Here is a 12,421-nt window from a genome sequence, read left to right as displayed (position 1 = left end):
ACTAAACAACTAAACAACCAATTAAAATATGAGCAATAACGAAATAATGAAAAAATTGAGGGTAGCGCTTTCGCTAACTACCGACGATATAATCGAAATATGTAAACTGGTTAATTTCTCCGTAACTAAAAGCGAGTTGGGCGATATCTTTAGAAAGGAAGACCACCCAAACTTTAAAAAATGCGGCGACCAGATTTTAAGAAATTTCTTAAATGGATTAGTAATCTACAAACGCGGTCCTAGAGAAGAAAAATAGTTAGTTGATGTTATGCCTAATGGTCTTCTGATTGATCAACTTTTCGATTTTTTCTAACAACACATCCATTTTAAATGGCTTTGGCATGAAATCATCTGGTGGCGTGTCCAGAGTATTAATTTCTTCTGCTTTGTAAAGTCCAGACATCATTAACACTGGAATATGTTTGGTTTTACTGTTAGACTTAATTTCCTTGCAAATTACACGGCCATCAATTTTTCCTAATACAATGTCAAGTATAATTAAATCAGGATTAAAATTTTGGATGTGTTCATGAATGTTTTCTGCATCTGCCAAAGGCTCAACTTCGTAACCACCAATTTCTAGAACCAATTCTATGGTATCTAACACTTCCTCATCATCATCTACTACTATAATTCGTTTCATGTGTGCAAATATAATATTGTTGAACTATTTACCTAACAACCAAGTGTGCTTAGGGTTTAAACAATTTTAACATTTAACTAAAAATAACGTTTTGTTTGGCCAGATGCTGGGTTAATGGGTCATAGTAACACTGTCTTAAGTATAATAAACCTTGGCGAAGCGGTTATAGCAAACGCAGTGCAGCTATTTGAGCAAAGCAAAGGGCTCAATTTGCCGAATGTGCTGCTATTGCTTTCCTAACATCTTTTTTTAGCTACGTAAGATTTTTTCCATTGCTTTTCCTTTGGCAAGCTCGTCAATTAATTTGTCCAGATAACGCACCTGCTGAATTACTTTGTCGTCGATTTCCTCCACCCGGTAACCACAAATTACTCCTGTTATTTTAGATGCATTGGGGTTTATCTTTGGAGCGTTAGCGAAGAAAGTTTCAAAATCAGTTTTATCGTGTAAAACTCGCTGCAATTCTTCTTCGTTGTAACCTGTTAGCCAAAAAATAATTTGATCAACTTCTTGTTTAGTGCGCTGCTTTTTCTCTGCTTTAGTGATATAGTGCGGATACACGCTTGCGAAGAACATGCGATAAACCCGTTCGTTATTTTTGGCGTTCATTAAGTTTTTTTAAATTAGTTGTTGCAAATTAACATTTTAGTATAAACAAAAAAAGTCACCCTATTGGATGACTTTTTTAAGACTATTTAAGAAGCTGTTTAAATTTCTGTCAATAACATACAGGTGTCATGTTGAGCTTGTCGAAACATTCTTTAACAAGTAGTCTTCGACAAGCTCAGACTGACAAGTAAAAAGTTTAACAGAAATTTAAACAGTTTCTAAGTTAACTAGAAATAAAACTGAACCCCTAATTTTGGAGCAAAAGTATTTGCATCTAATCCAAAACTATTGGTTTTTACTTTAGCACCTGTAACTTCAGCTTTTGTGGTGAAGTTTTCGTAACCTAAGCCATTAACCGAAAACTCAATACCAACTTTTTTGTTAGGGAAGAAAGCGAAGCCAGGAGCCACGTTAACACCAATTGATGTAGTTGTTCCTAATTTAGCACCAGTGTCGCCGTTTGCGTTTACATCTTTAACGGTACCAAAAGCCAAAGGTACTGATAATTGTCCAAAGAATTTAAATTGATCAGTTAAGTTGACGTAGTAACGACCAAAAGGAGCTACTTCAAACGCTTCATTCTGGTTACGAGTGCTTACTGATTTGTTATAGTTGTAACCTACGCCAGTACCAACTGCAAAGTTATTGCCTACAAAGAAACCTACGCTTGGAACTACGCTAAAATTTACATCGGCTTTAGCTGCGCCATCAACTTTTGTGCTGTTGAAACCAACGTTACCACCTAAAATTATTTTTCCTTTTTCTGTTTGTGCATTTGCTCCGAAAGTAATGGCTGCTACAGCCACTAACGATAATAAAAGTTTTTTCATTGTTTTTTAAATTGTTTTTAATCTGTAATGAAGCTATCCGATAACTCGGATGGTTTCATTTTTTTTAATTATTTATGTGTTGTGTCAATGATCTTATTTGACCATTTGACAGCTGAAGTTCAAATGCTGTTCCGAATTGAAAATTTGTCAGGTGTGCCAAAAACGCTGTTTTTTGTTTAATCAATTGATTAATAATTGATTTGTTTTTTTGGATGTTTTTTGAAATTATACTGTTTTGACAAAACCTCTTGTTAGTGGCATTTTAGTGATTTTTTGATGGTTTTATAACTTGTCGATTTGGCATTTTTTGTCAGTTGTTGGCATAAAAAAGAGACAGCTTTTGGGGCTGCCTCTTTGATATATGATAGCGTCGAATATTGTATCAGCTAGTTGTAATGCCGATTACTTATCTTCATTTAAAAATACAAACTGGTGATCGAACATATCAAGTTTGATTTTGCTGTCTTTATCTACTTTTCCTGCTAGTATTTCTTTAGATAACTCGTTAAGGATACGTTTTTGGATAACACGTTTTAATGGACGTGCTCCAAATTGCGGATCGTAACCTAACTCAGCTAGCCAATCCAACGCTTCGGTACTTGCTTCCATGGTGATGCCCATTTCTGCTAAAGTCTGTTGCACTTGTTTAAACTGTAAAGCCACGATATCTCTAATCTCGGTTCTATTTAGCGGTGTGAACATAATCAGTTCATCAATCCTATTCAAAAACTCTGGACGAATAGTTTGCTTCAACAACTCGAATAGCTCATTTTTAGTTTTCGCAATTACACTGTCTCTGTTGTCATCATCCAAGTTTTTGAAATTATCCTGAATCAAATGCGATCCAATGTTGGAAGTCATGATGATGATGGTGTTTTTGAAATTCACCACACGACCCTTGTTATCGGTTAGCCTACCATCGTCTAATACTTGTAACAAGATATTGAAAACATCAGGATGTGCTTTTTCAATCTCATCTAGCAACACTACCGAATAAGGTTTTCTGCGTACCGCCTCCGTTAACTGACCACCTTCATCGTAGCCTACATATCCTGGAGGCGCACCAATTAAGCGTGACACGGCATGACGTTCCTGATATTCGCTCATGTCAATTCTGGTCATTGCGTTTTCGTCGTTAAATAGAAACTCTGCCAAAGCTTTCGCTAGTTCCGTTTTACCAACGCCGGTAGTTCCCAAAAAGATGAACGAACCAATAGGTTTGCGTTTGTCCTGTAGGCCTGCTCTTGAACGACGGATCGCATCAGAAATTGCTTCAATAGCTTCTTCCTGCCCAGCAACACGCTTGTGCAATTCTTCTTCCAAATGCAAAAGCTTTTCTCGCTCACTGGATACCAACTTAGTTACAGGAATGCCGGTCCAACGACCAACAACGCCAGCAATATCATCAGCAGTAACCTCTTCTTTGAGCATTCTGCTTTCGTTCTGCCTACTTGCCAAATCCGCTTTGAGTTTTTCAACTTTGTCCTGAGCTTCTTTGATTTTACCGTAACGGAGCTCGGCAACCTTTCCATAATCACCAGCACGCTCTGCTTGTTCAGCTTCTAATTTATAGGCTTCAATTTGCTCTAATTCCGTGTTGATTCCATCTACCAAATCTTTTTCACCTTGCCATTTTGCTTTAAATTCATCACGTTCGGCCGCTAAATTGGCAATCTGCTCACTCAATTCTTTCACCTTGGCATCATCTTTTTCACGTTTGATAGCTTCGCGTTCAATTTCCAAGCGCATAATTTCACGTTCAAGCGCATCCACATTTTCTGGTACGCTATCCATTTCCATGCGTAATTTTGATGCGGCCTCGTCCATTAAGTCGATTGCCTTATCCGGTAAAAATCTATCGGAAATGTAGCGCTGACTCATTTCTACCGCTGCAATAATGGCTTCATCTTTAATGCGAACTTTATGGTGCGTTTCATAACGTTCTTTCAAACCACGCAAAATAGAAATCGCATCTTGTGTGTCAGGCTCATCCACCATCACTTTCTGGAAACGGCGTTCCAAAGCTTTATCTTTTTCTAAATATTTCTGATACTCATCTAGCGTAGTCGCTCCGATGGCTCTCAGTTCGCCACGTGCCAATGCTGGCTTTAAAATGTTTGCTGCATCCATTGCGCCTTCGCCACCGCCAGCGCCTACCAGCGTATGGATTTCATCTATAAATAAAATGATGTCGCCATCGCTCTGCGTAACCTCTTTTACAACGGCTTTTAATCGTTCTTCAAACTCACCTTTGTATTTCGCACCAGCAATGAGCGCTCCCATATCTAACGAATAAACCACCTTTGATTTTAGGTTTTCAGGAACATCTCCTTTGATGATTCTAAAGGCAATACCTTCCGCAATAGCAGTTTTACCTACCCCGGGTTCACCAATTAAGATAGGATTGTTTTTAGTACGGCGAGATAAGATTTGGATCACACGTCTAATTTCTTCATCACGACCAATCACCGGATCTAGCTTTCCGCTTTCGGCATATTCATTTAAGTTGCGGGCATACTTGCCTAATGCTTGATAAGTAGCTTCTGCATTTTGGTCCGTTACACGACTATCGCCACGTAATTCGGTGATGGCTTTCTTAAGGTCTTTCTCGTTAACACCTTGATCTTTTAATAATTTAGATGTAGCATCGTTCGTAGCTAAAATACCTAAAAGTACATGCTCAACCGAGATGAATTCGTCCTTAAATTCCTTTAGGTAAGTTTGTGCCTTTTGCAATGCATTATTAGCGTTCGAAGATAAATAGATATTGCTTCCGCTTACCTTTGGAAACTTGGCGATGTCTTCGTCTAGTTTTTGGTTAAGCGTATTTAAGTTGACATTTAATTTTTTCAGCACGTATGAAATCACATTCTCATCCACTGTAAGTAAGCCTTTAAGTAAATGAGCGGTTTCTATAGCCTGTTGCTGATTGCCCTGTGCAATTTCAGAGGCTTTTTGCACAGCCTCTTGGGCTTTTATGGTAAAGTTGTTGAAATTCATAATATTGTTTTCTTGTATGTTTTAACTACAAAATCATCACATTTTCGTATTTGTAGTTGTTAGCGTGACTTCAAAACAAATGCCACCGATAGAATGATTTTAAAATCGGAAATTTTGTCCTATTGAAACTAAATTTTATGAATAAATGTCTGATTTTTAATATGTTGTATGAAATAATGACAGTTTTTATGGTTGTGTTTAGATATGGTCCGAACTAATAAGCTGCATTAGAAGAAAATAAATCAATAAACTATCTTTGCGGCTCTTCTGTTAGCAATGAGAACGCATATCAAAAACTATTTAAAAGTATACCAAGGATTATCTACTTCGGCGTGGATGCTTGCATTAGTTATGTTAGTGAATAGAAGCGGCGCAATGGTGGTGCCCTTTCTTGGAGTTTACATGGTGAAGCATTTAGGCTTTTCTTTAGAAAATGCTGGTCTATTGCTAAGTTGCTTTGGTATTGGATCGGTGATTGGATCAACTATTGGTGGCTGGCTTACTGATAAATTTGGGCACTTTAAGGTACAGCTGTTTAGTTTATCAGGTGTGGTTCCGTTATTTTTATTGCTGCCTAAGCTAACCACGATGTTGCCTTTAGCCGCGGGCATTCTCGCTTTAAGTACAGTAAGCGATATTCTACGCCCCGCCAATTCGGTGTCGTTGGCCTATTATTCCAAACCGGAAAATGTAGTACGTAGCTTTACACTTAACAGAATGGCATTAAACTTAGGCTTTTCTATTGGACCTGCGTTGGGTGGTTTTTTGGCTGCTATTTCTTATAAATGGCTGTTTTATGGCAATGCATTTGCGGCCTTATTGGCAGCCATCATCTTTTTAGTGTATTTCAGAAGCAAAAAAGGACATAAAAAAGAAAACATAGCTGCAGAAAAGGAGCTGGTTCCATATCAATCTCCTTATAAAGATGTACCCTTTTTGATGTTCACTTTGTTGAGCATTCTTTTTGCGATTTGTTTTTTCCAATTGTTAAGCACCTTGCCGTTGTATTATCGGCAGGTATATCAGTTATCTGAAAAGAATATTGGAATTATTTTGGCATATAGTGGCGTGGTTGTTTTTAGTTTGGAGATGTTAATTGTCCATATTGCAGAACGGAGATGGACTGCAGGAAATGCTATTGCTTTTGGAGTCCTTTGCTGCGGTATTGCATTTGCTTCGCTTTTACTCACTAAAGGCTTGTGGTTGTTGTACGTTTCCATGTTTATTCTTTGCGTTTCGGAAATGCTGGCAATGCCATTTATGGCTACGGTTACCTTGCAGCGTTCAAACTCAAAAAATAGAGGTGCTTACATGGGGCTAAACTCATTGTCCTTATCGGCAGGCTTAATATTTGCACCATATTTAGGGACTAAAATTGCTGATAGCTTTGGCTTTAATACACTTTGGGCCGGTACTGGTGTTTTGATGTTAATTACTGCGTTAGGCTTTAGGATATTAATGGCTCGTATGATGCTGAACAAAAGTTAAAAAAATTAAAATTTGTTAAAAGTATATAAATTAAGTCAGGCTGATTAAACCTTTCATCGGCTACTTAGTTTATAACAATATGAACCTAATTAGCCGTTTTTTTGGAATAATTTTTACTCTTTTTGCGCTGATGTATTTTTTTATGTCGAATTTCTTTAAGAAAGAAGAGGTTTAGCTTCTGTTAGATTTTACTGATGTTAAGACACTACGCTAAAAGCATAAAAAAAAGGAAGTCTTTTGAACTTCCTTTTTTTTATCCTAAAATCTCTTTTAGTTTTTGTGTTTGATGATCGGCCAATTTTTGTAACGGGCCTGACGCCAGCATTTTCATCATCATATTCAAATCGGCTGAGATGGTGTGCGTTGCGGTTGTGGTTCCATCGCCGTTATCGCTAACTGACCACTGGAGTGAAAGATCGAAAGGCGGCTTCTCCGTAGGAATAGCGACCAGTTTTTCATTTTCTACCCTTTCAGCAATATGGATCGCTAATTTAGCCATGTTCTGAATAGTGAAACTAGCCGCATCAGTTGTGGACGACCAATTATAGATATTATCGGGCATTAAAGCTTGATGATTATTCAAATCAGCAAGAAATTGGTATACCTGTGCCACAGGTAAATTAATTACAGCGTTACTTTCAATGATAGTCATTTTTTTAGGTTATTGTGTGTTAGCTTTTTAAACCGCTGCGCCTTGTCCCCATTCTGACGGGTTTTCACGCCATTTGTTTAAAAACTCGATATCTGATTTTGCAATAATGCTATGTTCTGCTGCATAGTCAATAAGCGCTTTGTAGTTAGAAAGTGTAGAGTATCTGCATTTTGCAGCAGCAAAGTTATCGTCAGCTTGTTGGAAGCCATAAGTAAAAATTGCTACCAAGCCAGCTACAGATAAGCCGGCATTTCTTAACGCATCTACGGCTTGCAGGCTACTTTTTCCTGTCGAAATCAAATCTTCGATAACTACTACTCTTTGTCCCTCTATCACTTCGCCTTCAATTAAACTTCCGGTGCCATGTTCTTTAGCTTTTGACCTTACATAAATAAAGGGTAAACCTAACTCTTGAGCTACCAAAACACCTTGAGGGATACCTGCGGTTGCAACACCTGCAATTACATCAACGGCACCGTATTCTTCTTGGATTAACTGAGCCAATTTCTGACGAATGTAAGTTCTAACCGAAGGGTGGGATAAGGTTACTCTATTATCGCAATAAATTGGGGATTTCCAACCCGAAGCCCACGTAAATGGATTAGCAGGTTGTAATTTAATTGCTTTAATTTGTAACAAAAATTCAGCTACCTTTAATTCAATATCACTTTTATTGTACATGGCGCAAAAATACAGAATTTATATTAACGATAACACTTTGTTTATAACTCACGAAGTCCCACTTCAGGTAGAAAAGATACAACAAATTGAAGTAGAGGGTTTTGGTTTCGAAAATTTCTATAGAAACCTCAAAAACAGCAAGAAGAAAAATTATCTGCTGCTATGCAAAAATCCAGAGGCTGTATTTAAAAAGATGAAAAAAGAGTTAACGGTGATTAAAGCTGCCGGTGGTTTGGTAACTAATGCTAAAAATGAATTTTTATTTATTTTTAGAAATAAGAAATGGGATTTGCCGAAGGGAAAAGTAGATAAAGGAGAAAAAGTTAAAGATGCAGCAGTGAGAGAGGTGGAAGAGGAATGCGGTGTTAAAATTGATAAGCGTGGTGATCGGGTATGTAAAACTTATCACGTATACGAAATGAACAATGAAGTTATTTTAAAAAGAACCAGTTGGTACCACATGACCGTTAAAGGGAGTCCAAAATTGATACCACAAACAGAAGAGGGGATTACGGATGCCGTATGGATAGCGCCACACGAAATAAAAGCAAAAATTAAAAATACTTATCCATTGATCACCGACGTTTTAAAAAGTGAGCAATTGCTTTAAATTATGATAGCATTAAAAAGATTCGCAGCATTAGCACTTATTTTATTTGTTTTCGCTTGTAAAAAGGACGAAAGCGAAGAGATTATCGATGTGTTAACTTCAAAAACTTGGAAGTTTGGTTTAAAAGATTTGAATACTGCAACCAATCCTAGCGGTACGAGCAGCTACTACGCGGTACCAGAATGTGAACAGGATGATACCTTTTTGTTCAAATCAGACGGTAGTTTAGTGATTACTTACGGTACAAAAAAGTGTGATGGAAATACAACCACTACAAAAACGGTAAATTATACGTTTAATAAGCAAGCTAGGGAGATTACCATTGACGGTCAGAAATTTTCCGTTACCGAGGAAAACAAGACCCAATTCAAATACATTAAAGTGGTGCCCGGTACAAGTGGTACTAGCAATGTGATTTATCTATTGCAGTAACTATAAAAAGTGCAAAGCTTCTTTTGGAATAAACTGGCTTACATCACCGTTATTTCTCAGGATGTCCCTTACAATAGTGGAGCTGATTGCCGAATATTCTGGTCTGCTTAACAGAAGTATAGTTTCGGCTTCCGGCATCATGCTTTTGTTGATTTGTGCAATGGCTCTTTCGTATTCGAAATCAGCAGCAGATCGTATGCCTCTTACCATGTAATTGGCTCCTATTTTTTTCGCAAAGTCTATCGTTAAACCCTGATAGGTTTGCACTTCTATATTGGGGTTTGCTAAAAAAACACTTTTCACAATTTCTTCCCTTTTCTCCGCAGAAAGAAAATTCTGCTTAGAGCTATTTAGCCCAATGCCAACTACAATTTTATCAAATAAAGGAAGGGAACGCATTACGATATCTACATGAGCTATAGTGATTGGGTCAAATGAGCCCGGAAATAAAGCGATTTTCATGATTAAAATTGGTTAATGTTCATTGGTTGTTTAGCTGGTAACTAACTATTAGCGGCGTATTACTCTGAAAAAGTAAAGAAACTGAAAGAAGAATAGCCGTATTTCCTAGTTTCCACATAGCCTGGTTGTTGATTTAATTTTAACATGGATGGATGTTCTACCACTAAAACTCCTCCGTTATTCAACAAGGCATATTGTGCAACAAGTTGCGGTAGCAAAGGAATATTGGGAAGGTCATAAGGTGGATCAGCAAATATGATGTCAAATTTTTCGTTGGTTTGTGCTAAGAATTTGAAAACATCCGCTTTGCGAATATCGATACTATTTAATTGATGCTTCTCTTTTACTGATTTAAGCCATGCAGTGCAAGCAGGGTGTTTATCAACAGCAACGATGTTTCCAGCCTCCCTTGATGCGAATTCGATACTGATATTGCCAGTGCCAGTAAATAAATCTAGTATGCTACATTCCTCAAAATCATAAGTGTTAAGTAAAATATTGAAGAGGGCTTCTTTGGCCATGTCTGTAGTTGGCCTAACTGGCAATTTTGCTGGAGCTTGGAATTGCAAGCCTTTTAAACGTCCACCAACTATCCGCATTGTTGTAAGGCAAGTAAGCTGGTGTAGTAATGAGCAGGCATATCATCCAATATATTGGTGTCAAAAGGTGTTGGAACTACCAAGAAATCGATTCGATTAAAATGTTGCGCTAAAAGGTTCCATTGATCATCCCCTTTGTGAATAATGCCACAAACTTTTAATGACGTTTGTTTCGTATGAATGCCCAATTGACTAATTATCAACAAAAAGTAATAGGTGAGTTCATCGATACCGTCGAACTGATAATTTTGTGCGAAGTTCAGCTGCTTTCCTTTAAAGTATAGCAATTGAAACGACCCAACTGTAAAATCAATAATGACATTACTGTCGTCAGTTGCAGGTGCGTTTTCCAACAGTCCAGCATCATAAGGTAATAGGGTTACATTTTCCCAATTTGTCGTTAGCAGCTTATCGGTAGCGCTGGAAATGCCGAAAATATAGACGAATTCCTTTTGTTCGCTACTTTGAACATATATGTTCTGCAAATCGGTATCAACAAAAAACTGCGTATACAACTTTATTTGTTGTTTGTCAAATAGTGCTTTGGGAACAAAAACTAAGTTTGGCGTATAAATGGCCGCTTTAACAGATTGATAAGGTAGTTTTAAGTAAGCATCTGTTTTTAGTCGTTCTTTAAACTTTTCCACGCCATCTTCGCATTCTTGCTCATCATAAACTGCATGGATCAGTTCTTTTTCTTCATCAGCAATGCTATACGAAAAAGTATCAACACCAATTTTTATAAGCAAATTTAAATTAGAACTGTTGGCCGGTTCAAAGTTTGGATCAATTAATAAAATGCTGTTCTTATTCATCTATCACAAAAATAACAAATTTTTACTTTGCTTCGGTGGTTTACTTGTTCAATAGTTAATGCTAACGATTGAGCAAAGGTTAATCTCTGCTTATTCTGATATAAAACTTACCTCAACCTCCAACCGAAATGGTTTGTTATCTTTGCATCATGACCAAAGCCAGCGTAATTGCCCAAGCTTATCCTTTTACACCTACTCAACAACAGCTGGAATTTTGCGAAAAGGTAGCAGAATTTCTAAGCAAACCCAATCAAGACGCTTGTTTTGTGCTTAGAGGTTATGCGGGTACGGGTAAAACTACTTCTGTAGCGGCATTGGTAAAAGCACTGCCAAAGTTCGGCTTAAAATCGGAGCTGTTGGCACCTACCGGTAGGGCTGCCAAGGTGATGAGTAACTATACACAGAAAAAGGCGCTCACCATACACAAAAGAATTTACCGTAAAAAGAATGCAGTAAGCCTAGATATGGTATTTCAACTGGCGCCTAACCTTTCAAAAAATACGGTGTTTATTGTTGATGAGGCTTCCATGATTGCAGATGAATGGAACTCTCAAAGTGGCACAACTTTTTTGGGAGATTTACTTGAATTTGTTTTTCAGCCCGCTCCAGATGGTTCCGATAAGAATTGTTTTTTGCTGTTTGTGGGTGATACTGCGCAGTTGCCGCCAGTGGGAAGTACAGATAGTCCCGCTTTAAATCCTGAGTATTTACAAAGTAATTTTCAGCTCGATGTAGCTACTGTAGAGTTGACCGAAGTGGTTCGTCAAGAAAAAAAATCAGGTATTTTGGCTAATGCTACCATGTTAAGGCAGTTAGTAAATACTTACGATGAGGAACCTGAATGGCCAAAATTCATTACCAAAGGCTTTAAAGATATTTTCCGTATGACCGGATTGAAGTTTGTGGAGGGCCTAGAATACGCCTATGGAAAGTATGGCTTAGAAAATACATTGGTGGTTTGCAGGTCTAATAAATCGGCAAATATTTATAACAATCAAATAAGGTCGAGATTACTTTACAGAGATGAAGAGCTGAGCGGTGGCGATTACATTATGGTGGTGCGTAACAACTACTTTTGGTTGCCAGATGATAATGAAACTGCTTTTATTGCCAATGGCGATATGGCCAGAATTATTAGAGTAAGGAGGGAAGAGGAACGTTATGGCTTTAGGTTTGCGGAGGTTCAATTGGAATTGGTAGATTTTCCAGATGTAGGTGCCATTACTTGCAAGGTACTTTTAGATACGCTTCAAATTGAAAGCCCAAATTTACCTTACGAAGCTAACAAACGATTGTACGAAGGGCTGTTGTTAGACTATGAGCATATTGTAAATAGAAAAGAACGTCAACTGGCTATTAAGCAAGATCCTTACTACAATGCCTTACAAATCAAATTTGCTTACGCCGTGACCTGCCACAAAGCACAGGGCGGCCAATGGGAAGCCGTATTTGTTGATCAAGGTTTTTTAACAGAAGATATGGTTGACCTTGATTTCATGCGGTGGCTTTATACTGCCGTTACACGTGCTAAAAAGGAATTATTTCTAGTTAATTTTAGTAAAGATTTATTTGCCGAAAAGGTTTTTGATGAAGATTAGTT

At 37.7% G+C, this 12,421-nt stretch carries 14 protein-coding genes; 5 read left to right on the top strand and 9 right to left on the bottom strand.

Annotated elements, in window-relative coordinates:
* The first annotated feature begins 28 nt into the window (after positions 1 to 28).
* Positions 29 to 256 (top strand): DUF1456 family protein, encoded by a 228-nt coding sequence (locus ACY2A0_RS00795; protein ID WP_461787739.1) that lies wholly within the window; start codon positions 29 to 31, stop codon positions 254 to 256.
* On the opposite strand, the gene ACY2A0_RS00790 is transcribed toward ACY2A0_RS00795, so the two are convergent.
* From ACY2A0_RS00790 to clpB, 4 genes are all read right to left on the bottom strand, one after another.
* Positions 257 to 643 carry a response regulator transcription factor gene (locus tag ACY2A0_RS00790; RefSeq protein ID WP_461787738.1) on the bottom strand — a complete coding sequence of 129 codons (387 nt, stop codon included), beginning with the start codon at positions 641 to 643 and terminating at the stop codon, positions 257 to 259.
* Positions 644 to 892: 249 nt separating this feature from the next.
* Positions 893 to 1,252 (bottom strand): DUF2200 domain-containing protein, encoded by a 360-nt coding sequence (locus ACY2A0_RS00785; protein WP_461787737.1) that lies wholly within the window; start codon positions 1,250 to 1,252, stop codon positions 893 to 895.
* Positions 1,253 to 1,479: 227 nt separating this feature from the next.
* The gene (locus ACY2A0_RS00780) at positions 1,480 to 2,082 is read right to left on the bottom strand and encodes an outer membrane beta-barrel protein (RefSeq protein WP_461787736.1); all 603 of its coding nucleotides are present in this window, start codon (positions 2,080 to 2,082) and stop codon (positions 1,480 to 1,482) included.
* A 402-nt stretch (positions 2,083 to 2,484) separates the two neighbouring features.
* Positions 2,485 to 5,082: an ATP-dependent chaperone ClpB gene (clpB, locus tag ACY2A0_RS00775; RefSeq protein ID WP_461787735.1), complete on the bottom strand. Its 2,598-nt coding sequence runs from the start codon at positions 5,080 to 5,082 to the stop codon at positions 2,485 to 2,487.
* Between the two features lie 276 nt (positions 5,083 to 5,358).
* On the opposite strand from clpB, the gene ACY2A0_RS00770 reads away from it, so the two are divergent.
* The gene (locus ACY2A0_RS00770; RefSeq protein ID WP_461787734.1) at positions 5,359 to 6,570 is read left to right on the top strand and encodes an MFS transporter; all 1,212 of its coding nucleotides are present in this window, start codon (positions 5,359 to 5,361) and stop codon (positions 6,568 to 6,570) included.
* Positions 6,571 to 6,823: 253 nt separating this feature from the next.
* Here ACY2A0_RS00770 and ACY2A0_RS00765 read toward each other — a convergent pair whose 3' ends face one another.
* Together ACY2A0_RS00765 and pyrE are read right to left on the bottom strand one after the other, a co-directional pair.
* Positions 6,824 to 7,222, bottom strand: coding sequence for an SRPBCC family protein (locus ACY2A0_RS00765; protein ID WP_461787733.1), 399 nt, complete (start codon positions 7,220 to 7,222; stop codon positions 6,824 to 6,826).
* Positions 7,223 to 7,249: 27 nt separating this feature from the next.
* Positions 7,250 to 7,903, bottom strand: a complete 654-nt coding sequence (pyrE, locus tag ACY2A0_RS00760; RefSeq protein WP_461787732.1) for an orotate phosphoribosyltransferase — start codon at positions 7,901 to 7,903, stop codon at positions 7,250 to 7,252.
* On the opposite strand from pyrE, the gene ACY2A0_RS00755 reads away from it, so the two are divergent.
* Positions 7,902 to 8,513, top strand: coding sequence for an NUDIX hydrolase (locus tag ACY2A0_RS00755; protein WP_461787731.1), 612 nt, complete (start codon positions 7,902 to 7,904; stop codon positions 8,511 to 8,513). The genes pyrE and ACY2A0_RS00755 overlap by 2 nt on opposite strands.
* A gap of 3 nt (positions 8,514 to 8,516) precedes the next feature.
* A complete protein-coding gene (locus ACY2A0_RS00750) occupies positions 8,517 to 8,945 on the top strand; it encodes a hypothetical protein (RefSeq protein WP_461787730.1) in 429 nt (142 codons plus the stop codon).
* On the opposite strand, the gene coaD is transcribed toward ACY2A0_RS00750, so the two are convergent.
* Genes coaD through ACY2A0_RS00735 form a run of 3 tightly spaced genes read right to left on the bottom strand, consistent with a single transcriptional unit; the run spans position 8,946 to position 10,821 of the window.
* A complete protein-coding gene (coaD, locus tag ACY2A0_RS00745; protein ID WP_461787729.1) occupies positions 8,946 to 9,407 on the bottom strand; it encodes a pantetheine-phosphate adenylyltransferase in 462 nt (153 codons plus the stop codon).
* Between the two features lie 59 nt (positions 9,408 to 9,466).
* Complete coding sequence (locus ACY2A0_RS00740; protein ID WP_461787728.1) at positions 9,467 to 10,006, bottom strand: RsmD family RNA methyltransferase; 540 nt, start codon at positions 10,004 to 10,006, stop codon at positions 9,467 to 9,469.
* Positions 9,997 to 10,821, bottom strand: a complete 825-nt coding sequence (locus ACY2A0_RS00735) for a DUF3822 family protein (RefSeq protein WP_461787727.1) — start codon at positions 10,819 to 10,821, stop codon at positions 9,997 to 9,999. The genes ACY2A0_RS00740 and ACY2A0_RS00735 overlap by 10 nt, the downstream gene beginning before the upstream one ends.
* Before the next feature lie 149 nt (positions 10,822 to 10,970).
* On the opposite strand from ACY2A0_RS00735, the gene ACY2A0_RS00730 reads away from it, so the two are divergent.
* The gene (locus ACY2A0_RS00730; RefSeq protein ID WP_461787726.1) at positions 10,971 to 12,419 is read left to right on the top strand and encodes an ATP-dependent DNA helicase; all 1,449 of its coding nucleotides are present in this window, start codon (positions 10,971 to 10,973) and stop codon (positions 12,417 to 12,419) included.
* The last annotated feature ends 2 nt before the right edge of the window (positions 12,420 to 12,421 follow it).

This window comes from Pedobacter sp. (assembly GCF_965249885.1).
In the GTDB taxonomy this organism is placed as follows: Bacteria; Bacteroidota; Bacteroidia; order Sphingobacteriales; family Sphingobacteriaceae; genus Pedobacter.
This window is presented reverse-complemented; position numbering and strand designations above follow the sequence as displayed.